At 41.3% G+C, this 25,671-nt stretch carries 21 protein-coding genes, 1 tRNA gene and 2 pseudogenes; 7 read left to right on the top strand and 17 right to left on the bottom strand.

From position 1 onward, the window contains the following. Positions 1-28: 28 nt before the first annotated feature. The 3 genes from BEN71_RS05870 to BEN71_RS05860 all read left to right on the top strand — a co-directional run bounded on the left by BEN71_RS05870 (position 29) and on the right by BEN71_RS05860 (position 2,890). On the top strand, positions 29-262 hold the full coding sequence (locus tag BEN71_RS05870) for a helix-turn-helix transcriptional regulator (RefSeq protein WP_086322807.1): 234 nt from the start codon (positions 29-31) through the stop codon (positions 260-262). Between the two features lie 385 nt (positions 263-647). Continuing rightward, positions 648-1,829 (top strand): YagK/YfjJ domain-containing protein, encoded by a 1,182-nt coding sequence (locus BEN71_RS05865; protein ID WP_068975520.1) that lies wholly within the window; start codon positions 648-650, stop codon positions 1,827-1,829. Continuing rightward, positions 1,826-2,890 (top strand): hypothetical protein, encoded by a 1,065-nt coding sequence (locus tag BEN71_RS05860; protein WP_068975521.1) that lies wholly within the window; start codon positions 1,826-1,828, stop codon positions 2,888-2,890. Before BEN71_RS05865 ends, BEN71_RS05860 begins: the two co-directional genes overlap by 4 nt. A gap of 403 nt (positions 2,891-3,293) precedes the next feature. Here the strand turns inward: BEN71_RS05860 and BEN71_RS05855 are convergent, their stop codons facing one another. From BEN71_RS05855 to BEN71_RS05830, 6 genes and pseudogenes are all read right to left on the bottom strand, one after another. Continuing rightward, entirely contained in the window at positions 3,294-5,579 is a 2,286-nt protein-coding gene (locus tag BEN71_RS05855) for an AAA family ATPase (RefSeq protein WP_068975522.1), read from the bottom strand. Between the two features lie 189 nt (positions 5,580-5,768). Continuing rightward, a pseudogene (locus BEN71_RS05850) lies at positions 5,769-6,006 on the bottom strand (recombination directionality factor); the annotation flags it as partial. Between the two features lie 139 nt (positions 6,007-6,145). After that, positions 6,146-7,240: a YqaJ viral recombinase family nuclease gene (locus tag BEN71_RS05845; protein ID WP_406565266.1), complete on the bottom strand. Its 1,095-nt coding sequence runs from the start codon at positions 7,238-7,240 to the stop codon at positions 6,146-6,148. Positions 7,241-7,343: 103 nt separating this feature from the next. Further along, a complete protein-coding gene (locus BEN71_RS05840; RefSeq protein ID WP_068975516.1) occupies positions 7,344-10,595 on the bottom strand; it encodes a type I restriction endonuclease subunit R in 3,252 nt (1,083 codons plus the stop codon). Beyond that, the gene (locus BEN71_RS05835) at positions 10,592-11,947 is read right to left on the bottom strand and encodes a restriction endonuclease subunit S (RefSeq protein WP_068975515.1); all 1,356 of its coding nucleotides are present in this window, start codon (positions 11,945-11,947) and stop codon (positions 10,592-10,594) included. The genes BEN71_RS05840 and BEN71_RS05835 overlap by 4 nt, the downstream gene beginning before the upstream one ends. Further along, the gene (locus BEN71_RS05830) at positions 11,947-14,232 is read right to left on the bottom strand and encodes a type I restriction-modification system subunit M (protein WP_068975514.1); all 2,286 of its coding nucleotides are present in this window, start codon (positions 14,230-14,232) and stop codon (positions 11,947-11,949) included. Before BEN71_RS05830 ends, BEN71_RS05835 begins: the two co-directional genes overlap by 1 nt. Positions 14,233-14,532: 300 nt before the next feature. On the opposite strand from BEN71_RS05830, the gene BEN71_RS05825 reads away from it, so the two are divergent. The 3 genes from BEN71_RS05825 (at position 14,533) to BEN71_RS05815 (ending at position 16,597) form a co-directional block, all read left to right on the top strand. Continuing rightward, positions 14,533-14,703: a YhfG family protein gene (locus tag BEN71_RS05825; RefSeq protein WP_000935322.1), complete on the top strand. Its 171-nt coding sequence runs from the start codon at positions 14,533-14,535 to the stop codon at positions 14,701-14,703. A gap of 144 nt (positions 14,704-14,847) precedes the next feature. Beyond that, positions 14,848-15,980 (top strand): IS3-like element ISAba14 family transposase gene (locus BEN71_RS05820; RefSeq protein WP_223155595.1). Its coding sequence is split into 2 segments (ribosomal slippage): positions 14,848-15,100 and positions 15,100-15,980, totalling 1,134 coding nucleotides; the frame shifts between segments, so codons are not numbered across the junction. Between the two features lie 47 nt (positions 15,981-16,027). Beyond that, positions 16,028-16,597, top strand: a complete 570-nt coding sequence (locus tag BEN71_RS05815; RefSeq protein ID WP_227542657.1) for a putative adenosine monophosphate-protein transferase Fic — start codon at positions 16,028-16,030, stop codon at positions 16,595-16,597. A gap of 150 nt (positions 16,598-16,747) precedes the next feature. Here BEN71_RS05815 and BEN71_RS19520 read toward each other — a convergent pair whose 3' ends face one another. The 10 genes and pseudogenes from BEN71_RS19520 to greB all read right to left on the bottom strand — a co-directional run bounded on the left by BEN71_RS19520 (position 16,748) and on the right by greB (position 23,431). Next, a complete protein-coding gene (locus BEN71_RS19520; RefSeq protein WP_406565265.1) occupies positions 16,748-16,858 on the bottom strand; it encodes an AlpA family phage regulatory protein in 111 nt (36 codons plus the stop codon). A gap of 93 nt (positions 16,859-16,951) precedes the next feature. Next, positions 16,952-17,847 (bottom strand): annotated as a pseudogene (locus tag BEN71_RS05805) (recombination directionality factor). A gap of 139 nt (positions 17,848-17,986) precedes the next feature. Then, positions 17,987-19,060 (bottom strand): YqaJ viral recombinase family nuclease, encoded by a 1,074-nt coding sequence (locus tag BEN71_RS05800; protein ID WP_117276772.1) that lies wholly within the window; start codon positions 19,058-19,060, stop codon positions 17,987-17,989. Positions 19,061-19,145: 85 nt separating this feature from the next. Then, positions 19,146-20,183 (bottom strand): DUF932 domain-containing protein, encoded by a 1,038-nt coding sequence (locus BEN71_RS05795; protein WP_068974884.1) that lies wholly within the window; start codon positions 20,181-20,183, stop codon positions 19,146-19,148. Positions 20,184-20,294: 111 nt separating this feature from the next. Continuing rightward, a complete protein-coding gene (locus tag BEN71_RS05790; protein ID WP_002126054.1) occupies positions 20,295-20,594 on the bottom strand; it encodes a hypothetical protein in 300 nt (99 codons plus the stop codon). A 111-nt stretch (positions 20,595-20,705) separates the two neighbouring features. Continuing rightward, positions 20,706-21,086, bottom strand: coding sequence for a hypothetical protein (locus BEN71_RS05785; protein WP_002058070.1), 381 nt, complete (start codon positions 21,084-21,086; stop codon positions 20,706-20,708). A gap of 11 nt (positions 21,087-21,097) precedes the next feature. After that, positions 21,098-21,679, bottom strand: a complete 582-nt coding sequence (locus tag BEN71_RS05780; protein WP_068974885.1) for a hypothetical protein — start codon at positions 21,677-21,679, stop codon at positions 21,098-21,100. 18 nt (positions 21,680-21,697) lie between these two features. Further along, positions 21,698-21,958, bottom strand: a complete 261-nt coding sequence (locus tag BEN71_RS05775) for a hypothetical protein (RefSeq protein ID WP_068974898.1) — start codon at positions 21,956-21,958, stop codon at positions 21,698-21,700. A 798-nt stretch (positions 21,959-22,756) separates the two neighbouring features. Continuing rightward, positions 22,757-22,846, bottom strand: a tRNA-Ser gene (locus BEN71_RS05765). Positions 22,847-22,936: 90 nt separating this feature from the next. Beyond that, positions 22,937-23,431, bottom strand: coding sequence for a transcription elongation factor GreB (greB, locus tag BEN71_RS05760; protein ID WP_068974899.1), 495 nt, complete (start codon positions 23,429-23,431; stop codon positions 22,937-22,939). 539 nt (positions 23,432-23,970) lie between these two features. Between greB and BEN71_RS05755 the strand changes: the two genes are divergently transcribed. Further along, positions 23,971-25,080, top strand: a complete 1,110-nt coding sequence (locus BEN71_RS05755; protein WP_068974886.1) for an MltF family protein — start codon at positions 23,971-23,973, stop codon at positions 25,078-25,080. Positions 25,081-25,261: 181 nt separating this feature from the next. Here the strand turns inward: BEN71_RS05755 and BEN71_RS05750 are convergent, their stop codons facing one another. Beyond that, complete coding sequence (locus BEN71_RS05750) at positions 25,262-25,645, bottom strand: SCP2 sterol-binding domain-containing protein (protein ID WP_068974887.1); 384 nt, start codon at positions 25,643-25,645, stop codon at positions 25,262-25,264. Positions 25,646-25,671: the final 26 nt, after the last annotated feature.

The raw sequence follows: 25,671 nt of genomic DNA, 5'->3' as shown, positions 1-25,671 counted from the left end.
TGAACCAACTCTATAGAAGGAAATCTAAATGTCTACTATCCAAAACACAATTCAAATGCTGCGTCTACCTGAGCTGATTAAACTGATCGGTTTATCTCGGTCATCCATTTATGACCGACTCAACCGGCGGTCTAAACGCTATGATCCTAAATTTCCCCGGCCGTTAAAGCTTAACAATGCCTCACGGTGGTTACTCTCTGAAGTTGAAGCGTGGATTGAAAGCAAAATTTCAACACGCGATCAAGGAAATACTGAGAGCTAACACTGTACTTGTAAATTCAAAACATAATGCAGCTGTGCAATGCATTCTGAAATTATAAGTATGGCTAGGCTATCATTTTAATTTTCAATGAATTACGGTCTTATATATTTACTATTACTCTATATCTATAAATACATAGAATATTCTGTGATTTATAGATGATCAGTAGTTTTAAAGTATTCAGATACATCAATACTCATATGACCATATAGGTTGTTGGTGTATAGACGTACTGGTGTAGTAAATATGACTAAAACTCATCCTAAGTTAACTTAACCAACTTACATCCCATCATGGATACTGCGCTAAACAGTATCCATTGGATGCTTATACCCAGAATACTGATCACAGTTGCGCTTTTAACTTTAAATCGAGTTTAATTTATATGCGCATTATAAATGTAAATGCTGGTCGGCATATGGGAACACATGACCAATGGCTCCAGCAATTTGAAACCGAACTGCAAATTACTCCAGTCAACAATGGTTATAAAACAACCTTTTTATTAAATTCACAGGATAACATCCTAGCTCCTGCTATAGGGAAAGCTAAACTGGTCAAACAGTTCAAAAAACGTAACTTCCCTGAAGTCACAACTGAAACGAAAAGACTATCGAATGGTCGCTATGGCTTTGCCGTCAAACACCCTGCTCAAATGAGTAATTTACCTTCTGATATTGCAGAACTTATAAACTATTCTACGCTTTCAGACATTATAAAGGGTCTTGACATTCAAGCATTTGATTATGCACTAAGCCAGATGTCAGAGGATGAATTAGATCTTCTACGTAATGGCACACCTCTACCTTCCAGTCTAAAGGAGAATTTGCTCCCGTACATTAATGCAATAAATAAGTTTATTGGATTAATTCGTGCCTTTTTTCGTCGCCCGAACATCAGACGCAAAGTTTATGATGAGCGGAAGAATCTGAAAAAAAATAAGTCTCGAATGATCGAAATGTTCAACTCTTTAATTGAACGGTATTCGCGTGTAGTCGTTGTTCGACTTGATTTATATCTCAAACATAAACCTGAAACATTACTGCAAACCTGTTTCAAAGCTGAAGATTGTTTATCTAAAAATGATTTTGATGCATTTAAAAAGTGTGTTGAACAACTACTAGAAAACAAGCGGCATAATCCTGTGTTGAAACAAGCCATCGGTTATATTTTTCGTTTTGAATATACGCCAAGACGTGGATTCCACTTGCATACATTCTGGTTTTTCAATGGGAATAAAAATCAGGAAGACATTAGCCTCGCACAAGGAATTGAGAAACTATGGAAAAAAGTGACCAATGATCAAGGTTATGCCTACATCTGTAATATGCGGAAGCATACTTACGAAAACTGTTTTTTAGGCACGATTGAATATAACCAAACGCAGAAAAGAAAGTGGCTTGAAGAGAGTTTTGAATATCACTGTAAAACCAGTCAGTTATTCATTTTCAGCAATATGAAAAATGGAAGACGTTTCCAGATTAGTCAGCCTTTAAAACCACAGACTCGTGGCCGTCCGAGAAAAAACCACCTAGAACTCAATGCCTTTGCGGGAGATGAAGCATGATTAGATTACAGCCTGACGAATCCTATGCATCTCTACTCAGTACTCACCATATCACTCAAGCGTATATCCAGCCTTTTATTGGCTATATACCCAATAATCGCCCTCCTGTTGGCTTGGATGATTATCTGAAGTTGTATCTCATGATTACCGAAAATAAGACTTTTAAGATTATCTCCAAACAACCAACTTACGACTATCTGGTGCCTCATGTTTATCTAACGCCCAAGGGTGTTAATTTACTCAAGATTATTCAAGATATTCCGATTAATCCTTTTCTGACGGGTAAATTTTCAGACGTGATCATCAGACCAGAGATCAAGCTGATGGTTGATTTGCTGTATAAGCATGCACTCATCAACTTTCCACTTGGATTGTATCAACAGTTTGAAGCAGTTGTTGATGGGTTCTGTCAGGACTTGAAAGTGAGGTCTAAAACACGAGACTTTGTGAGCTTGAAAAATCACTGGGATTCTTCATTTAGCAACTCTAGGAAGGCTTATAATCGTTTTGAAGAAGCTGTCTTATGTAACAATCCAATGTTTCAGGTTCATTCATTGCTTGTTTCTGCTGAGTTTATGAATGTTGATGATTTTTCAATGGATCAGAAAACATTTAGTCCTGTAACTGTTGAGGATATGCTGCGGGCCACGTCGAGTAAAATTATCGAAGCAGTCTGGGCTAACAATGCTGAAAATCACACTCTAGGTATTTTGTCGAAACAGGAAACGACTATTCGAGGTTTTAAGAGTATTCGGCTCATATTTTTTGTAGCACGCGAAGATACCGACTTTACCCCTTTTGCTGAATCTCAACTTTATACAGATGTTGAACCTTTTGAATTCCGAGAAGGGAAAACCAGTGTTGCGTGGAGTGATATTGCCTGCATGAACTCAGGGGTAGAATCTTTAGTTTATGGTATAGAATCCAATTTTTACGATACAAATCAGAACTACATTGGTATGCGTCTTACCACTTTAAAATACAGTTTGATTGGTCCGGAATATTGGGTTCGGTTCAAGTACACCAACACAACGTTTAAAGTCGAAAAAAGTTCATATTAATCAATTATTTTATGATTAATAACATTCGTGTAACCCTGAAAGTTTCGACTCTCAGGGTTTTAAATATAGATATATGACCAAGTTTACTCAACTACATCTTTACAGACGTTACTAGGCGGAGTGAATTATAACTTGCCTCGAAGTATCAGATGCAGTGATAGACTGCCGCCTGCTGCATCTTGACTTGCAGTTGATGTTTAATCCTGATGCTTCTCAATTTGATGACGTTCTTGAATTAACTATTCAAACTGTTGACTCAATAGCACATAATCAATTAAATATAAACAATAATTCTAAATCTATAACCACAGCCAATCGCAAATATACCTATAGCTTTACTAGGTAATAAACACTAAAGAGAGGACTAGAAATCAACACTTCTCTTTATCTGTATATCAGAAAGCTAAACTAAACCAGCATGGACTACTTTAATTGCTCGTTCCACAAAAGTTAGCAGCTCACCATCTACAATTTGGACCTGATCAGCAGCAGGGTTTGTGTCATGATGAAATTGGCCAGCATAGCTATTTATTTCATTCAATTCATTGGTAATATTTTGAGCATAAACTAATGGATTAGGATGTTGAGCAGTGTTTATCTGCTGAATGATAGTGCCAAATAAATGACCTTGAGTTATAAGTCCAGGGAATCTTCTGTGCAAATAGCCTTCAAGCATAGGTCTAATTGATCTTGCGACTTCCATACTACTTTGAGCATTACCAGCCTTATATTCCTCTAGTAGCCGATGACTTTTGAAATATGCACTCTCACATTCCTGATCAATATCTATCTGATCAAAATTACTATAACGATTAGTAACGGCTTTCAATGTAAGAAACTTAATGTTATTAGATGGAATATTACTGCGAATCAGATCATCACGTAAGTTCCTCAAAAAATGAATATCATGAGCGATAATCACTAGCTGCTTACTGCTATTGAACAATCTCTTTAATACTGTTCGTGTTTGCTGCTTTCTATTCAAATCAAAACTACACATCGGATCATCAATAATGATAATTTTATTAGCCAGATCAGAAGTAGACTCCGTTGATGCAATGAAAAATGCAAATGCTAAAGTTCTCTTATCACCTTCACTTAGTGATGTTTTAAAGTCTGGAACACCGCCGCTTAATGCAATGTTTGCTCCACGCATTTCCAAAGAGTAGTCACTTCTCAAACCACTGCGATAATTAAAATCGATACTTGGAATGAGAAATTGCGCTCCAAAACTCCGCAGTAGTTGATTAATACGGTCTTTGTAACTATTTAAAGTGGTTTCCATGACTAGATTTAACGCTTCTTTTTTGGCTTGTTTCACACTTTGAGCAGTAGATTCAGCCTGTTTACTAGTGTCAAGTTGATTAAATAAGTCAATAGTATGTGCACTAAAGCGAATTTTTACTAATTCCAATTCTTTAATTTGTTGCTCTAGTAGCCCAATATTCAACCCACCCAAACTTTCCTTGTATTGAGTAATTTGTTGGAGCGCACTATTAATGTTGTCATTGCATGAATTTACAGCGTTGATGATCACCTGCCATTCATCATGAATTTGATTTGACTGCTCCGCGATATCGACTGATTCTAATAAATTACATTCTTTTTGCTGTTTTAAGGTCTCTAATATACATCTAATATTTGAAAGAGCTCCACGGGCTTCTGCTTCATTAAAAATTGGATAGGCGATTTCTAGATGTTCTTGCCAACCACCAATAACAGCGTTAGTTGTTTCACAACGTGTCTTCAATCTGTCAATTATCCCATCCGAGCAGACTTGATTAATTAAGCTCCCTAACCGCGCCACATCAGATTTTAAGCCTCTATACTCTTGATTAAAATAGCTTTGATATGCTTGAATAATCTCGACCCCCTCAAGTGATTGATCGCAAAACGGACAATTATCCGACTCTATATAACCTTGTCCATCACTTATCCATTTCTCCAAACCATTTTTCTGATGCTTATCTAAATGTGCTTTTACTTGTTGTTCAGCAGTCTGGTTAATGTTAGCAATTGAAGTTCCCATAATTTCAATAATGGGATTAATATCAATACTTGGAGATTCAAGTAACTGTGGTAATGCTTTGGCTTGAATCAATACAATATTACGAGCTTCAGCAATTTTGCCATTAAGTTCAATAATCTGCTCATTAGCATCAGGTATATCTTGAAGCTGTCTAAACTGAAGTAAAGTACGTCCCTGATGAATGAGAGCCAACTGGTTAGTTATACTACTAACAACCCCCATGGCACTCCTCAAATCTTGATCAGCTTGATCATATTCTTGTTGAGCAGTAACTGCTGTTGCACCTATAGCAAATTTTAATAAATTTTTCCTTTGATCTGTTGATACTTGCCCTCCTGCATAAACATTCTGCTCAACAAAATCAGAATCAAAAACAAGAATCTCAGGGCGACTAATATCCCAACTACCATTTTTAAATCTTGACCAATTCCCATTTGAAAATTGAAAGTCAACTTCTTGGTTGTTAGTTCCGTCAATCGTACGACGGTTGATTACTAAAGCTGGGTTATTTGTACTGCATGAGCGAAACAATGAGGCTAGCGTTGATTTACCCCTTCCATTATCGGCATATATAAAAGTTGCCTTTTGAAATGCATGTTGGCGTCCATCAGCATCATGCAGCAACCCGACCCCTTTTACTTTATGTATTCTCTCTAACATTTATTATTTACCTTTCTTCATTTTAATTTGCGAATAATGAATTATAGTATCGTATATCGATTGCTCTATATTTTCTATAGCATTGACCATATAAAATTAACATTAAATCAGACTATTATGTTCATAATAGTGAAATTTTGACATCGATATTCAATTGGAGAAAAGCATTTTGAATGCCATTAAAACTGTATTGAGTTCAAAATCATTAAAGATCATACACAGGAATCGTTCTAAGTTTTTGATTAGGTGCTTTGGTACGAAGTTGTTCATCTAAAGGGTGCTTGACCCATCCATCTTTACCTTGAATTTGACTGGTAATGGTGAACTGATCGTCTTTCTCTGGCAGACGCTTGCCATTTTTTTCGACAACTTTGCCGATACTGATTCGCCCTAAAATAGGCGGTGTAATGGCTAGACCTTTAATCATGTTGAAATTCCTCTCTCGTATAGATGTTTAGATGTGTTGCACTGTTTGCTTAAAATAAAATCGGCATAAAAAAATCCCATGCAGGGCTGCACGGGATTTCAGATTTCTTCTTGCTGAGTGATTAACTCTAAGTTTTGAGCTAATCGTGATAAATGTTAAAACGTCGACTGCCTGCTTTCTGCAGTGGGTATTGTTGGATGAGTTCAGGTTGGTGCTGAAGTAAGGACTTGATGTCTAAGCTGACACTGTCCTTGCTCTTCTTCCATGTCACTGAACCTTGCTGAAATACGGCACGTTCATGTTCCTGCATCAGTGCCTGAACTCGGTGTTTGAGTAGATCAAACTGGCTTTGGTGTTGTCCAATCTGCTGTTTTTCCTTTATCAGCTGATCAAACAGTTCATTAGCAAGTTTCACCTCCGTTAGATCAACACAGCTCAGTGGGGTATGTTCAGGATAGAGCTGCTGTAAAGCTTTGGCTGCCGATTCACTGGCATCCACTGCTGGTGGAACGTCATTTTCAACACATTCCCAAAATAATCGTTCTGCCTGAATGATCTGTTCAATCAGGGCTTCGTTACGACTGACTTTGTAGATTTTGGTTTCCTGCCCACACAGCAACACACAAATATGTGCCGCTTGCTTGCCTGTCACTGCCAATTGATGTTGTACCTGACACAGCACGTATAAAGGCACACCGTCTCGCCACAATTTGGCGCCATATTCCCCTGCGGTTTTGCATTCTATAATTTGTACATCTGCATCACCTGCTACCGAATAATCCAAGTTGGCTAACATAAAGTGTTTATCAGCTTCGGGATGTTGTAGCACAGCATTGACTCTACGGACTTTATAATTGGTGTGCATGCTGTAGTATTCAGCGACCAAGGGTTCAAGGCGTTTGCCCCAGTACAACGGTGCATGTCCTGAGCTTTCATCATCAATGTTTTGCTTTACCCGTCCTGTTTTAATCAGCCACAGTTCCAGCATCGACATATAGGGATTCAGCCCACAAGCGGCAGCACAGTCACTACTGCCAAAGCCTTGGCGTCGGAGGATTAACCATTCAGCTTGGCTCATATGTTTGGTTTCTGCCAAACGTTTGGGACACAGTGTTCCGACTCGGCTTTGTCTTTGTCCTTGCTGGGTTTTAGGATAATGCTGTTGTCGTGTTCTGCTTGGCCGTTGCGAGGTTTCCGATGTTGAATCGGGTGATGTAGGTAAAGGCAATGGCATCGGCAAGGGTGGTATGGAACTGGGGATAACGGGTGTTGTTAGCGGCAGTGTAAAAATGCCCCCTAACCGCATTTAAAAACTGCCCCCTTGGTTAATTTAGCAGTCATCTTGGACTGCTCAACATATCAAAGATCACCCGTGCAAATATGCTGGCTTTCGCCGGATCAGACAGCAACTGCATCATCTGTTCCTGATGTGCTGCACTGCTACCCAGAATGGCATCATCCATCGCTTTCGGGAAATCACCCAGCATGGCCTGTTCGCGGGTATTGTTGGCGATCTGCTTCATGACAATTTCATTCTCAGCCAGTTTGTCACGTACCGTATAGGCATAGTTGAGCATATCTTTATCAGTCAGGTTATCAGTGATAAAGATATCATTCAGACGCTCAATGATCTGTGACAGGAATTCTTCTTTCTTATCACGTGGCTTGGCTGCACCGAGGTCATTGCCCGGCTCAAGCTGATTGTCTTCGGCATCTTCTTTCAGCTTGATGTCTTGCTGACGGATCTTGGACAAGCGGTAATGGCTCATACTGACATTACTTAGATCCACCTCATCGTCTTTCGTTGCGGTTTCTCGCAGCAATGGACGCAGGTTACGCGCATACAGACTGAGCTTCTCCAGTTCTTTGTCATCGTAGTCCACGATCTGCGACATAAACTCGTAAAAACGAGTAAAGCTTCCCAAGTCTTTTTTAAAGATTTCCAGCTTGTCTTTTTCAAGCTTAGCCTCTTTAAAGGCATTGTCGGCATTGGCAATCAGCACTGCATCATTGGTTTTCTTGCAGCGTTCCAGCATGTCACGGGTGGTGTTATAGGCTTCGATGGCCTGACTATAACGTTTCTGCCAGCGTTCAACCGCGGGTTTGCAGATATTACTGATCGCAGCATTGGATTTGTTCTTGGTAAAAAAGGCTTCTACAAACTGTTCAACTTCCGTCCACAGAAAAATCTTGGTAGCTTTCAGCTTTTCAAACAAGTCAAAGATCTGATCCGGATTCGATACATCAGCCAGTTCTGCGGTTTGATAGTAAGGCTGGAAGGCCCCAAGAATGTCTTCAGGATCGTTAAAGAAATCCAAGACAAAGGTGCCAGATTCCGCTTTGCCCGGATAGGTACGGTTCAAGCGTGACAAGGTTTGTACGCACTCAACACCACCCAGCTTTTTGTCTACGTACATGGCACACAGTTTCGGTTGGTCAAAGCCAGTCTGGAACTTGTTGGCCACCAGCATCACCTGATAGTCATCACTATCAAAGGCCTTACGCATTTCCCGCCCTTTCAGTCCCGGGTTCATGTTGCGTTCATTAAAGGTCTGCCCGACTAAACCACTGCTGTCGGTATCCTTGTCATTAAACTCAACCTCACCCGAGAATGCGACCATAGCCTGAATGGACTTATAGCCCTGATCCGCCACGTATTTATCAAAAGCGAGCTTGTAACGCACCGCTTCTTTACGTGAACTGGTCACCACCATGGCTTTAGCCTGCCCACCCAATAAGCCCATCACGTTATTTTTGAAATGCTCGACAATGACTTTCACTTTCTGAGAAATGTTGTGGTCATGCAGGCGCACCCACTGATTCAGTCTGATCTTGGCTTTTTTGGCATCGACCTGTTTGTCGGCTTCTTCAATTTTCTGTTTGAGCTTATACACCACTTTATAGTTGGTGTAGTTTTTCAGCACATCCAGAATAAAGCCCTCTTCAATGGCTTGGCGCATGGAGTAAACATGGAAGGCTTCCGGCTTGTTTTGCTTGGATGGCGGTAGCTCAGGATTGGGTACACGGCCAAACAGTTGCAGGGTTTTGTCTTTCGGTGTCGCGGTAAAGGCATAGTAACTGAGGTTATTACTGCCCTTACGTGCAGCCACCACCGCATCCAGAATATCTTCCGAAGACAGTTCAGCATCCTCTTCGCGCTCTTCCAGCATCAACACTTCTTTCAGTTGTCGTGCCGTAGAGCCGCTTTGTGAAGAATGCGCTTCATCGGCAATCACCGCATAACGTCGCTGTTTCAGATTGGTACTGTTTTCAATCGCACGCAACACAAAGGGGAAAGTCTGGATGGTCACAATGATAATCGGCTGTGAGGTTTCCAGTGCCTTGGCCAGTTTTTCCGATTTGGAGCCATCGCCTTCTTTATTGTTGATGCGTCCGACCACGCCATCGGCATGTTCAAACTGGTAGATGGTGTCCTGTAGCTGGGCATCCAGAATGGTACGGTCAGTGACCACAATCACCGAATCAAACAGTTTCTGATTCTGTTGATCGTACAGGGTCGACAGCTGATGTGCTGTCCAGGCAATTGAGTTGGACTTACCTGAACCTGCACTGTGCTGAATCAGATATTTCTGTCCAGTGCCCTCCTCTAAGGCGGCATTGATCAGTTTGGTGACCACATTCCACTGGTGGTAACGTGGGAAGATCAGCAGTTCTTTTTTGTACTTGCGGCCTTCCCAGTCTTCTTTTTCTTCAATTTGCAGATGGACAAACCGTCCAATGATATTCAGCAAATTGTCTGGCGTGAGGACTTCATTCCACAGATAGGCCGTAGCGTACTGATTCTGGTCTTCCGGCACGTCATTGCCTGCGCCACCGTCATGCGTGCCTTTATTGAATGGCAGGAAGAAGGTATCTTCTCCGGCCAATTGGGTCGCCATATAGACTTCGTATTGACTCACGGCAAAGTGTACCAATGCGCCACGCTTAAACATCAGCAAGGGTTCAGGCTTGTTGGTTTCTGGATCTTTCGGCAAGCGGGTGCGTTTGTACTGCAACATGGCATTCTGCACCGCCTGTTTAAACTCGGACTTGAGTTCCAGAGTAGCAACAGGAAAGCCGTTAATAAACAATACCAAGTCAATACGCCATTTCTTGGCCTGTTTGCCCATGTCCTGTAACTCGGCAGCCGTAGCATACGGGCTATAGACCAACTCTGGCACAATGCGGCAGATGTTCTTTTTGTAATTGGCTAAGGTATCGGGATTCAGCGCATGTTCTGGTTTAAACTGACAGAGGAAAAATCGTGCGCTGCGGGTTTTCACGCCATGACGCAGCACACCTAAAGTGCCATAGCTACGCGACTGTTCATCGGTGGCATTGATGTCGGCTTTCTTCAGCTGGGCAACCACGGCTTCTAGAAAATGCCGTTCGGTATCCTGTGGAAAGATGCGCTGAAACTTCTGCCAGTCTTGTGCTTGGGTTTGTTGCACAAAATCCAGTACGTCCTGCTCATACAAGGCGGTTTCACGGTTGTAGCCTTGTGGCGTACCGAGTTGCCAGCCCTGAGCCAGCATCTGTTGAATGATGTCGTTCTGGAAAATGCTTTCACGGGTGGCGTCTAGACTCATGCGCTTAACTCCGTCTGTGCACCTGCAAGCGTTGGAGCTTGCCAGTTGCGAACGTCAATTTTTCCAGTAACAGCCGCTGAGATGAGAGCTGTTCGGCGTTCTTGCATAAGTGAAATTGCTGATTCTGCTTTTTTGATTAAGCTATCAAATTTTTGAGTCTTTATATTCAAATAAGATACGACTTCTACCTGCTCACTTAAAGGAGGCAAAACTATTGGTAATTTTCGAATATCTCCAATTAGCAAAACTGGTTGCATCCCTGAAGTATTATTAAAATCTATCATTTGTCTAAATGGTAGACTTGTCATCCAATATAAGCAAAATTCAGGAAAAAATAATTTTTTATCATACGTAACTTTCGCGATATTCTGATTAATGTGATAAGTATTATCTTTATCGATTAGTGCAGCATTGCCTAAAGTACCAGTACAAGGCAAAACTAAATCATTTTTATAAAGTTTTGACCGAATTAATTTATAAGAAAGTTTTTCACTTATTCTTTCTGTTTTATTTAAATCCAAGTATCTTTCTTGAATATTAAATCCTCTCAGGGCAATAATTTCTCCATCATCATTTGGTACCCATAGATTTGTATATTCAAAGCCTGTTAATTTTGTAACTTCGGCATGATAACCAATCTGAGGTATAGCCCAATGCTCCGGCACTTCCGCTAACCATTCCACACCAGAATCTTTCATCGGGACATTTGGGTCGAGTCCTTTGGTCACGGCATGACTAATTACTGCCTGACGTTTTTCTTTCAGCAGTTCGATCAGTTGTTGTTGTTTTTCAATCAGGTGGTCGATTTTGGTGGTTTCGTGGTCGAGGAAATTAGCGATTAACTTTTGTTCTGATAATGATGGAATACAAACCTCTATCTCTAGTAAGTCTGTTGCGTTCAAAGCAGAACGCACCCCTTGTCCACCAATTTGGTTGTATACACCTCTTAAATAAAGGTCAAAATAAAAATAATAGAAAAACTTAGAGTCTGTACCTACGAATGGTTTTAAACGTATATATGCAGGACTCATGATTCCTCTTTTAAATACCAATCCAACACGGCTAGTTTTAAAATTCTCTAAGTCAATTAATTTAAATACTAAATCATCCTTTTCAAAAATTTGATAGCCTGAAAATTCAGCAGGTTGTAATCCCTCATCACTATCAATGCTACGTTCAATCACACCATTCATAGTCAAAGCTAATCGATCCATACACTGTAAATCGCGATTAACCTCTTTCAAGCTTTTAAACTTCCATTTTCCTCTTAAAAATTTCCAATCTTTTGGAATATTTCCAATCCATTGCACACCTGAATCCTTATATTCCGCATACGCTTGATACTTTACCATTATGAATGCACCTCTTGAAGCAGCTGCATAATCTCGGCACTCACCGCATCCAAATCCGCATCAATCTCAGCTAAATCACGTGGTGGTTGGTACACGTAGAAATGACGGTTAAACGGAATTTCATACCCAACAATACCAATCTCGCCATCTTTTTCATCGCGCTTGTCGGCATTGATCCAGGCATCCGGCACGTGTGGCTGTACTTCACGTTTGAAGTAATCTTCAATCAGCTCTGTGGTACTGACCTTTGGATTCAGTGCGATATTCTCGGCATCACGCAAATCTCCATCCTGTACAAACTCCACCACTTTGCCTTGATAGCTGAACTGGCCATACAGTGGGTTTTCCGCCTGTTTCACGACCTTGTTTATCACTGGTTCTGCTTCCGGATTCTTCCAGGTAATGGCATCTAACAGTTGTTTCTTCTCTTTGGCATCCAGCTTGATGTCGGTTTGCTTGAGGGCTTTTTTCAGCACTTCATCAAACTGGTTAAAGTCATCAAACTGCTCAGTGCCAATCACGGCCTGTAAGGCTTGGGCTTTTTCCATCAAGGCTTTCTGGAATAACCAGATTTTGCTGTCCAGTACCTCTTTAATGTCTTTTTCTTTTAGCTCAGGGAACTCGGCTTTAATCAGGGCACGCACCTCAAGCGCCACGTCCTGCAACTGACCATAAGTTTCTGCTGTCCACGCTGTACCAAAGGCTGTGCCCAATTGCGCATCGATACTTTGCATCACGGCATTAAATGGTTTTGGCGCAAAACGTAATGCGGCAATCGCGCTATCTGTGATCTGTGCCGATAAACGTAATGGACGTTCAATGGTCACGCGACGGTAGCCAAATTCATGGCTGTCAAAAATCTTGCTGGCAAATGGTTTTTGCTGTTCGGTTTCGCCATCATTTGCCAAAGTATCTACTGCGACAAATGCACCATAGTTCTGGGTGATGGTGGCAATTTCAGCTTCAGTCAGATAGTTACGTTTTGAACCAAGCGACTTACGCATTTTGGTACTGAGGTTCGAGGCATTGATCAGCTGTACCTTGCCTTTACGTTCAGTGGCTTTTTTATTGCTGAGTACCCAGATATAGGTGGCAATCCCGGTGTTGTAGAACATGTCGTTCGGTAAGGCAATAATGGCTTCCAGCAAATCGGCTTCTAAAATATAGCGACGGATCTCGCTTTCACCACTGCCTGCACTACCGGTAAACAATGGTGAACCATTCAGGATAATCCCGATGCGGCTACCGCTCTCGGTACTGCTGGCATCACGCATCTTGCTGATCAGGTGCATCAGGAATAATAGTGAACCATCCGATACCCGTGGCAAGCCTGCACCGAAACGGCCATCAAAGCCTTTTTGTTCATGCTCATCCTTGATGTCCTGTTCGATTTTTTTCCAGTCCACTCCAAAAGGTGGGTTAGACAGCATGTAGTCAAACTGATCCACAGCAAGCTGGTCATTCGACAGCGTGTTGCCGAGTTTAATCCGGCTCACGTCTTGGCCTTTGATCAGCATGTCGGCTTTACAGATGGCGTAGGATTCCGGATTGAGTTCCTGACCAAACGCACGCATCACCGCATTCGGGTTCAGCTCATGTAGATATTCCATACCTGAAGACAGGAAGCCGCCTGTACCCGCAGTCGGGTCGTAAATGGTACGGATAATGCCGTCCTTGGTCAGCACGTCATCATCTTCCATAAACACCAGTGCCGTGGTCAGACGCACGATGTCACGCGGGGTAAAGTGTTCCCCTGCGGTTTCATTAGAACCTTCGGCAAAACGACGGATCAGTTCTTCAAACACCAAGCCCATATCATGGTTGGATACGTTCTTTGGACTCAGATCCGTGGTGGCAAACTTTTGCACGACTTTATACAAAAGGTTGGCATCATCGAGGAGGCCCACAAATTCGATGAAGTTAAAGTATTCAAATATCTCACGGGCATCTTTAGAGAAACTTTGCACATAGGTGCTTAAGTTGGCCTTGATATCACTCTGCCCCATTTTGCTGAGATCCATTGGGGAGGTGTTAAAGAAGGCTAGACCGTTGGTGGCACGCAGCAATAACTTTTCTTGAGCTTCTTCTGGCAGATTCAGCTTGGAGACCTTTTCATGTTCCGCCAATACCGCAGCCTTGCTTTCTTCCAGTACACATTCCAGACGACGTAACAAGGTAAATGGCAGAATGATGCGACCATATTGCGATTGTTTGAAGTCACCACGCAGTAGGTCGGCAACCGACCAGATGAAAGAAGCGATTTGTGAAAAATTATTGTTGGTCATAGTGGCGAATCAATTCCTGAATTCTTATCAGTGATCAGTATCTGGCGACACTTCGGTTGCTAGAGATAATACTGATAATTTTTTAACTGTTGGATAATATTATATTATTTAAAAGCAGATTGTTGATTATTCATTTATTGCGTGAGAGTTAAGCGACAAATTTTGTCGTCTGGTTTCAGATTTTTCTCATAGAAGGTTCATCCACCATAACGCTACAACCCTGCTTTTGAAAGCCGTGCCTATTTATAAGCCCATCTGCTAAACTAGGCTTACATCACCTTTGTTCAAGGAAATTCCAGAATGCTAAACACTCTCGAACAGAAAAAAAAATATATCCAAGCTACGCGCTTGCAGAATTATCAAGCCAGTTTAAAGCTGGAAGGCATTAACCCGTCCTCAACCGCACCGGCATTAAGTAAAGCTCAGATTCTACAGAAATATAAGAAATTCTCACAGACCTCGGAATCGTGATCAGGCTTCCTTATGGATAAATATGGTGAAATGGGTGACAGCATTTACTGTTACCCAGAGATGGATCCGTAAATTTGAACAACTCCTATAAGTGATATTCTGCTCCTCAAATGATGTTATAAACATCAATATATGGAGTATTTTATGGCACGTAGACCAAGAAGAAATCATTCAAATGATTTTAAAGCTAAGGTAGCACTTGCTGCGATTAAAGCAGAAAAAACACTTGCTGAATTGAGTGCTGAGTTTGATGTTCATCAAAACCAAATTATTGACTGGAAAAATCAATTGATCTCAGCTTCCTCGCAAGCTTTCGATCAATCAAAAGCTCCAACAGAACCACCCATCGATCTAAAAAAACTACATGCAAAAATCGGTGAGCAGGCATTAGAAATTGATTTTTTAGAAGGTGTGTTGAAGAAACTGGGCCGCTTCAACCACAAAAGTTAATCGACGACTCACTTCAGATTTCAGTATCTAAGCAAGCTAAGCTGCTGAAAGTCTCCCGTGGTTGTTATTACTATCGCCCAAAACCTGTGAGTGCATCAGATCTGAAGCTGATGCGATGTATTGATGAATTACATATGCAATATCCTTTTGCAGGCAGTCGTATGATGCGTGATTTGTTGAATCGTCAAGGACATCATATAGGACGACGTCATACACGTACTTTAATGAAGAAAATGGGTATTCAGGCGTTATATTGCAAACCAAATTTAAGCCAGGCTAATCAAGCTCACCGTAAATATCCATATCTGCTCAAAGGGTTGGCTATTCAGCGCAGTAATCAAGTGTGGTCTACGGATATAACGTATATCCCTATGGCAAAAGGCTTTGTTTATTTATGTGCTGTGATTGATTGGCATAGCCGCAAGGTACTTGCGCATAGGGTATCGATTAGTATGGAGGTGGATTTTTGTATTTCGGCTTTAAATGAAGCGATTGAAAAATATGGTCGACCTGAAATATTTAATACAGACCAAGGCAGCCAGTTTACCAGTGATGCATTTATTGATGTATTGAAATCAAATGGCATTCAAATCAGTATGGATGGTAAAGGTCGATGGGTAGATAATGTGATGGTTGAACGATTATGGCGGAGCGTTAAATATGAAGAGGTGTATCTCAAAGCTTATAGCAGTGTCACAGATGCGAAAAAGCAATTAAGTGCATATTTTGAGTTTTATAATTTGAAACGACCTCATTCGAGTCTAGACAAAATGACACCAAATGAGTTTTACTATGATCAGCTACCCCAACAAAACAAGGTGGCTTAACTAGAGCGGAATATCACTTATAAATACGCTTTTAGTTGTTCAAACAAGTGGGACCACCTCTCCCGGACTCGGACGTCCTCAAAAACAAACTGAACATTCAGGATGCTGAAATTCTGCAACAGGCAGAACTGGAGTTGACTGAGTATGCCAGCACACGCATTGAGTATGCGGAGCCACCTTACGATCTCAAATACCTGCAATCCATTCACTTTCAGCTCTTTTCAGACCTGTATGCCTGGGCAGGTGAACTAAGACAAGTCGATATTGCCAAAGGCGATACCCGCTTTTGTACCTTCCCACGTATTGAAATTGAAGCCAATAAGCTCTTCAAGCAACTTGAGCAGCAGCACTATTTTCAAGGTTTAGCCAAACCAGTACTTATCCAAAAAATCGCTGATTTTTATTGTGAACTTAATGTCATTCACCCTTTCAGAGAAGGCAATGGACGCACCCAGCGTATTTTCTTTGAGCATTTACTCGCCCACTGCGGCTATGGCGTACAATGGGATAAAATTGACAATAAAGAAGTTTGGATTCAGGCCAATATTGATGGATTCAACTGCCGGCTAGATGGACTGATCGCTATTTTTGAAGCCTGCATTATCACTCCTGAATAACAAAAAAATTAAGGGAGCCGAAGCTCCCATCCATTACCGGCTTTCCAACTTGGCTTCAATCCACTGATTGATTTCCTAAGCTGACCAGCCAATACGTGATTCACTTAAGCGCATAGATCGAGGAAATGTAGGATCATAGTATTTTTATTTCTAATTGATCATTTCATAGATCTTAGCTCGACTAATACTCGTAAATTCGATGACATCTTTAAGGTTAATAATTTGATTCATTTGAAAGGTTTGTCCAACAAATGCATTCATGACATGTTCTCCTAAAATTATTTAAGCGAGCTTTCTTCCGCTCAAATAATCAGGACGCTCCGAAAAAAATAATTCGAGGGCGTCCAAACAGATCTAATTCACTGCTTGCACACTCTGCTTTAAACCTTGCTGAATCTCTTGCACGTAGCCTAATTGCGCTGAATGCTCTGTATCTACAGCACTATCATTGTGTGGATAAAACTCCTCTAGCAATTCCATCCCCTCCTCTGCATGCACCTCAAACTTGGCATTGGCAAAACCCTGCCGCGCAATCTGATCCAATGCCGCCTGATCAAACCCCGCCTGCTTCCCCTGTTGGTCAATCTCCTTGGCTGTCTGAATCGCGGTTTGTAAATCCACTCCTTCCTGTAACGTTAAATCTACGTAATACACGGGCTGACGATAGCTTTGGGTGGTACTTTTTCCACGTAACGTGAGCTGCAATGGTAAACACGACAACAATCCACCTGATGCCGCATGGTAGTAATTCAAACGTGCAGCCAAAGTGCGAATGCTGTTAAAGCCTGTAGTTCTGAAAATAAAAGTCCCAAACTCATCGGCTTCACCTAAATTGACATGCAGGCGTGCATAAGGCTTGCAATGTCCGCCTTGTCCAAGTGGGCATAAGTCGGGGGATGGACAAGGATGTTGCTCTACACCTTGTGATGTCATACGTTGGCAGGTTTGACCATTCCCCACACAAATCGGGCGACCTGTCTGTCGGTCAAACAAGTGTACTCAGCACGTAAGTTCAATTCAGGATCATTGAAGATCATCCGCACAGGGATGCTGCGCAGTTTTTGATTCGGTGCTTGGCTACGCAATTGCTCATCCAAGGGGTGTTTAATCCAACCGTCCTTACCCTGTATTTGACTGGTAATGGTGAACTGATCGTCTTTCTCTGGCAGACGCTTGCCATTTTTTTCGACAACTTTGCCGATACTGATTCGCCCTAAAATAGGCGGTGTAATGGCTAGACCTTTAATCATGTTGAAATTCCTCTCTCGTATAGATGTTTAGATGTGTTGCACTGTTTGCTTAAAATAAAATCGGCATAAAAAAATCCCATGCAGGGCTGCACGGGGTTTCAGATTTCTTCTTGCTGAGTGATTAACTCTAAGTTTTGAGCTAATCGTGATAAATGTTAAAACGTCGACTGCCTGCTTTCTGCAGTGGGTATTGTTGGATGAGTTCAGGTTGGTGCTGAAGTAAGGACTTGATGTCTAAGCTGACACTGTCCTTGCTCTTCTTCCATGTCACTGAACCTTGCTGAAATACGGCACGTTCATGTTCCTGCATCAGTGCCTGAACTCGGTGTTTGAGTAGATCAAACTGGCTTTGGTGTTGTCCAATCTGCTGTTTTTCCTTTATCAGCTGATCAAACAGTTCATTAGCAAGTTTCACCTCCGTTAGATCAACACAGCTCAGTGGGGTATGTTCAGGATAGAGCTGCTGTAAAGCTTTGGCTGCCGATTCACTGGCATCCACTGCTGGTGGAACGTCATTTTCAACACATTCCCAAAATAATCGTTCTGCCTGAATGATCTGTTCAATCAGGGCTTCGTTACGACTGACTTTGTAGATTTTGGTTTCCTGCCCACACAGCAACACACAAATATGTGCCGCTTGCTTGCCTGTCACCGCCAGTTGGTGTTGTACCTGACACAACACGTATAACGGCACACCATCTCGCCACAGTTTAGCGCCATATTCTCCTGCGGTTTTGCATTCCAGTATTTGCACGTCTTCATTGCCCACCACGGCATAATCCAAGTTCGCCAACATAAAGGCTTTGTCAGGATCAGGATGCTGCAGCACCGCATTGACCCGACGAACTTTGCTGTTGGTATGCAGACTGTAGTATTCAGCCACTAGCGGTTCTAACTGCTTGCCCCAATATAAAGGTGCATGTCCTGAGCTTTCATCATCAATGTTTTGCTTTACCCGTCCTGTTTTAATCAGCCACAGTTCCAGCATCGACATATAGGGATTCAAGCCACAGGCAGCTGCGGCATCACTGCTGCCTATTCCCTGTTTACGCACTTCAAGCCATGCCTGATAGTCCAGTTGTTTGGTGTTGATCAGACGTTTGGCATTTAAGCTACGTTTTGAACCTGATTGACTTTGTTTAAGCTTGTCATTGGCTACAGTTGGTAAATACTGAGATTGAGACGTTACTGTTGGGTTTATAATCTGATTCATGGGTTTATCCTTCTATCATTGATTTTAAAACGGCATAAAAAAAGCCACATCCGAAGATGTGGCAAAGAGGGATACGAGATAAAATTTAGGCTGCAAGATATAAAGCTTGCTCTAATCCGCGTTGTTTCAATGCTGCGCCTGCACCAAACCATGCAGAATCAAGGCGGTGATCGGTACTCATCGCTCGACGTTCATGATCCACAAATTCTGTGATTGCGCAAAGTAGTCCATAGGCGGTGTCTTTGGCTGAAGATAAGTCTGCCCCACGTCCCTGGCCATTAAACATATTCATGACCTTGGTCATGGCACGTCCATTCGGTTCAGTTTTATTGGTCTGTGGATTGGCTTGAGACGCGACATTACGGTAGTACTGAATAATGTTATCCTCCTGTTCCATCGCACTTAGGCTATTATTGTTAAATACCGCATCGAAATAAGCTGCTGCTTCTTTCTGGGTGACTTTACGTTGGGTGAGTTGTTTCATTTCATACATGTGGTCGTACCAGGTTTTCACTGAAATACCGAGTTGATCTTTGACTTTGTCGGCATCAAACTTGGTACTGTGCGGTACTTTGACCACGCCTGCATTAGAACTCTGTCCACGCAAGGCAATCGCTAAAGTGTTGTTACACACCACACGGATATTGGTGAATTGTGCTGTGGTCGCCAACGTGCCGTCACATGCGGTTGCCAGCAGAATATAGCCATTGCTAACATCTCCACCTTTCAATTCTGCAGTTTGTCCTGTACGTGCCAAGGCCCAGAACTTTTTCCCACCCTTTAAGACACCTGCGGTTTCCAGTTCAAAGCCTGATTGCTCAGTCAGATCACGGTAGAATTCCAGAATCTCCATCGGTTGGACTTCTTGATAACGCTGACTCACCACCGATAAAGGAGCATGGTTATCTGAACGGTACAGTACCCGTTGTTCTTCATACGGCATGATGATGCTTTGTCCACGTGAGTTTTGAGCCATGTAGCTGACATTGGATGATTCAATGCGCCAGTCCATACCTGCTTGCTTGGCCCAGACTTCAATCGGTTGGTTTTGGCTAAGTTGATTGCCCAGACCATGCCATGGGGTTTGTCCGACATACGCCATTTGTTCAAGTTGATGTGCCATTTTGATTATTCCTCAAATAAAAGTGAAAGATGTAAAGATGCAGAAATGTGCTGTAAGGGTTTAAACAATCCATCTATTCAAAGATGTAACCGTGTAAAGTCAGAGATGCGATTACGGCACCCATGCAAACGCTTGTTGGCAATCCAAACAGAGATACTGCTCGGCATTGCTGTAGTATTTTTCAAAGGCATACTGACTCACCACCACCAGTACGCCACCCACCACTACCCCAACAGCTGCACCGAAGAGCGGTGAAAAGCCTGACTTGCGAGCGACCTGCATGCCAAACATCGCCATCTGTGTTGGTGAGATACAACGTTGTAGTTGCTCAAAATAATTGGCATGCGCATTGCCTGAATCGGTTTGTCTGACCTGGGTAGACTGACAGTAGGGACATCGAATAAAAGACATGGGTATTCCTTGCGAAATGAATTCAGTGCGAAGAGCGAATTGAGGACATAAAAAAACCGTGCCCATTGAGGACACGGTTTGATTTAAATTTTGCTTTGTCGAGGAGAGTCGCTATTGAAAGCTATAGCTTGCAGTGCCTTTATCTGTTTCGACATCAACCTGCACCACATTACTGTAGCTACAGTCTGTTAATTTCAGTCTTAAACGTTGCCCCATCTTAAAATGCTGCGGATATTCCAATGATCGACGATAGCCTTCATAACGACATTGTCCATGATTGACAGAAACATGGCTGACATCGATAGGCTCTGCAATATTGGAACGGATGGTCAATACCGTAGCGGATTGATTTTGGGCATACCAGTTACTGGTATCAATTACATCGAGTTCGACCGTAAACGTGTTTGGATCAAGGCCAGCATTACAGCCACTCAACATGATGCCTGTCGTTGTAGTCACTGCGAAGAGCAAGGGTTTTAAAAGTTGCTTCATCAAGTTCATCCTTAGCAGTAGTTATAGCTCACGCCATAATCGCCTGTATTTAAGTCAATGCTGGCCAGATGGATTTCACAGTCTGTGCCGTTATCAAATTTATAGACGTAGTAGCGATTACCCGCTTGCTCCGACTCCAGTGCGCCATGTTCTTGCAAGCTAAAGTCTTGCACTGATTTACCTGTATCTTTTGCAGCTTTGGCAAAGATATAGCGCTGATACTTGTCTATATTGTCCTGCTCAAATTCAGGCAGTTCATCATAAGGCAGCATCGACAGTAAGGTATCCACCACCTTAAGGTTTTGATTAAACTCAAAACTCAGCAGCTCAGGTTCATGATCTGATGAACTCAGACTTTTGCTTCCCGTGGTCAATTCTTTTACATCGATCCCATCCACTTCTGCTGCTGCAATCTCAGTGGATACTGCTTCTGAACTGGCGGATTCTAAAGGTTGTGCAGAGCTGACCTCAGAAGTGTTGGCTGGAACCGTTTTTTCAGTTGCGTGCTTAGGGCTAAAGAAATAGAAGCCTGCGATGCTGATCAAGGTCAGGGCTAAGATTGCCGCCAAGCCCAATATGGTTTTTTGGGTCATTTGAATGTTCCCCCTTATTTAGTTGGGCACAGTGACTTGACCATTCTGCGCATTAAAGTGAACAAAACGTGGACAACCACCTTGAAAGTTCACCGTGAAATTACGCCAACCACGGTTGCCAGGATTGGTTTTATAAAGACAATGATAAACCCCACCGCCTGTATGACGTGCTTGAACAAGGTAAGATTCACTGGCTTGTGCAAACCAGCCTGCCTGCACCAATGATGCGCCTGCAAGTAGTGATGAAATCAGGGTCGTTTTTAGGAAGGTTTTAAACATCATCATTTTCTCTTTTTTATAGGCATCACTGGTCTTGGTCTTAATCAGACGCAGTGCTCCCCATGCATGAATGTTGGATTGAATATCTATGTTTTTTTGAAGTGTTATAGACGATAAAGCACACGGATCTATGACCCTCAAAACAGCATGAGAGATTCATCTTCATATCGGTAATATGTACTTGAAAAAGTTTTATTCTTAGAAAGTTATCGACACAGCTATGCATTGACTGCACAGCATCAGGTCTAATCGCCAATCGGCACAAACATGAAAAAAGAGAAATATAAAAGACGGTATTGATGTAAGCGCATGGCGTACTCCTTTGTTTTAAAAGAATCCTGCCAAATCACTGCTAATATGATGGTGGCAGAACGAAGGAGGGTTAGCAGACTGGTAACAAAGAAACCAGCACGCGCAAGCGCGTCCCCCCTCCGCCCTACCGCAAAGAAAGGGGGACGAACGGGTCCACAACATGCAAAATGAGATTTCACATATTGTCTTTGTTAATGGGTCTGCTAAAACCCGCTGACGATGTAGGTCAGCAGGCTAAGGATAATCTGCACGTTATATAGCGTCAAGCAAGCTAAGTGAATGAATAGTGAAAATATTTAGAATTATGAAATGTTTGAATAAGAATATAGTTAGATTTAAATACAGTTTTTTAAACTACATTCCTTAATCTTCTAAATACAGCTAAAAAAAGCCAATCCAATCCGAAATTTGATGAGGGGTAGGTTGTGGGGTAAAATCAAAGACAAAAAATAAGCCCTTGTAAAAACAAGGGCTTATTTAAATATTTGGCGGAAGCGGTGAGATTCGAACTCACGGAGGACTCGCGCCCTCGTCGGTTTTCAAGACCGGTGCATTAAACCGCTCTGCCACGCTTCCAATGGCGGCTATCATATAAATAAAATTGCGACTTGGCAAATCTTTTTCAGCATTTTCTCAATCAAATGTACAAAATAAAATCAAATATTCTTAATTAGCTGAATTTTCAGGCTTTTCATAGCGAATTGAATTGATATACCACTGTTTTTTACCCAATGGCGTGATCACTTCGACTTCATCATCAACTTGTTTAGACAACAACGCCCGTGCCATTGGTGAATCAATCGAAATATGTTGTGGATGGTGATCATAAATTTCATCCACACCGACAATACGCACAGTCTTTTGTTCGCCATCATCATTTTCTATTTCGACCCACGCGCCAAAATAAACTTTACCCTCTTGCTCAGGTGCAAAATCAATTATTTTCAACTCTTCTAAACGTTTACCTAAATAACGAACACGTCGATCAATCTTCCTAAGTATTTGTTTATTATATTGATAATCAGCATTTTCCGAACGATCGCCTAAACTTGCAGCCCACGTTACTTTCTTGGTGATTTCAGGACGTTCTTCACGCCATAAATGTTGCAACTCCGCAACCAATAAATCATGCCCTGAACGGGTAATCAAATTTGATTTCATCATTTAGAACCATTTTCAATATACTTAAATCGCATAAATTTCTTCAAAAAGCTTTGATCAGTGTACTGCGAATAACCATCCAATGTCAGCGCAATACAGGCAAATAATGTAATTGAACCTGCCTTTCTCATTCAAATTAAGACTTTTAAATATCACTTAAATTATTGCAGTCGTTTATTAACACTACATATATATTTGGTACATTTGCTTACACTTCATCTTCAAATAAAAAATTAACTATTCAGCTTGAAATTACAAAAAAATATTATATTAAAATTCATATATTTAATGATTTCAACCTGTATGTTTTTTATACAAAATTTGACAAGTAAAAAAAGTGCCTATAATATGCGCACATGTTTTATTAGCTTATTTTTTTATTTTTGTAGTTTTTCTGCAAAATACTTCAATCCCACATGTCATTTTTTGAATGACGTTCATGAATGCCCACCCTTATTGAATTTAGCAACTTTAAAGAGTTTAAGTACTGCTGTGCTTGTAACTTTTTCGGGCAATAAATTACTTGTAGCGGAGACAACATGCACAGTAGTTCAACCTCTGGGTCGAGGCTTTGCCTTAACTCATTTTTTCGTAATCTTCCAATCAAAGCCTTAGTTTTATCCACCGCATTAATTCCGTTTAGTATTAATGCAAGCAAGACCAATCAATACAATGCTGTTGTTAATTCTAGTAAATTGACAGTAGTGGCTGTTTCCAATCCGAGCATCGTGTTTAAAGATGGAAAATATAAGCATGGCTTCGGCTATGATTTAGCACATGATTATGCTGAAAGTTTAAACGCAAAACTTGAGTTTAAAACAGTTCCTGACAATGCAACTGCATTGAAAATGGTTGCACAAGGCAAAGCCAATTTTGCAATTACCACAGCAAGTATGCAGAGTATTGAAGCGAAAAGTTTAAGTTCGTTCTCTGCAAGTTGTGGTGATTTTAACAGCCTCAAAAAGAATGGTTTAAATACTGACCTGAACTGGGTATTTAAACAAGCTGATGATCCACTTACTGCAACTGCGAGTGGTTTTATTTGCCAAAGTAAGCAAAATGGCTCACTTCAGCAATTGGCGTCATTTTATAATCGTAATGTCGTTAAACAAGACGATTGGAATGTTATTCAACGTGATCTAAAATCTCGTTTACCGATTTATAAAGCAAGCTTTAAACAGTCTGCACAGAAATATGGTATAGACTGGCATTTATTGGCTGCGATTGGTTATCAAGAATCATATTTAAAACCCGACTCTGTTTCTCCCACAGGTGTCCGAGGCTTGATGATGTTGACCAATAGTACTGCCAAAGAAATGGGTGTAAATAATCGTAATGATCCTGCTCAAAGTATTCAAGGTGGGGCTAAATATTACGATATGATGTTGACGCGTTATTCTTACATTCGCAACCCTGACCGTCATTGGTACGCATTAGTTGCTTATAATATGGGTCCAGGTGCTGTTGAAGGCATCCAGAAGCGTATTAAAGCACAAGGTAAAGATCCAAATGATTGGATGAACCTTTATAACTACTTAACTCGTCATCAAACGAGTAATGGTCGTTATAAGCAAGCGGTTCAATACGTTACTCGTATTCGTGCTTATCTTGAGCATATCAAAACCACACCAAAGCTTTTAGAAATCTAATCTTTCAAACTTTAGGTATTTAGCATAAAGCGTTTTGGAGCCTAGTCATTTAAAAATTTGAAATGATTTTTAATCGGCAATAAAAAAAGCTTACATTGATGTAAGCTTTTTTTGGCTCTAATTCTAAATCGTCATGATATTCACATCGAATTAGACTTTAGAAAATCCATATACAAGATAATTAAGCAGTTTGCTCTAATACTTTCTTGAATAAATCTTTTTGTTCTTGGCTAGGTTTAGCAGTTTGTAAAGCCATCAATTGAGACATATCGCCTTGTACTTTGATTTTACCTGTCATGAATGCTTGCATTGCAGCAGCCATATCAAATTCTAAGAATACTTTACGAAGTGTTTCAGCATCCATATTCAACGTTGTTTTAGCATTTGCAGAAGAACCTTTTACGATTTTACCGCCATCTAAAGCAAGTTCAGTGTTGCCATTCGTATCTGCTACAACCAAATTAATCGCTAAACCTGAAAGTGCTGGTGGTAAGTTTAAATCACCTGCTTCAGCAGTTAATTTTTCAACATTTGCAAACCAATCGTCAGTTAAAAATGCAGGCATGTTCATTCCTCAAATTATTTATTCAA

It is taken from the genome of Acinetobacter wuhouensis (assembly GCF_001696605.3).
In the GTDB taxonomy this organism is placed as follows: Bacteria; Pseudomonadota; Gammaproteobacteria; order Pseudomonadales; family Moraxellaceae; genus Acinetobacter; species Acinetobacter wuhouensis.
Note: the sequence above shows the minus strand (reverse complement) of the source record. Positions and strands in the feature narration are given on the sequence as shown.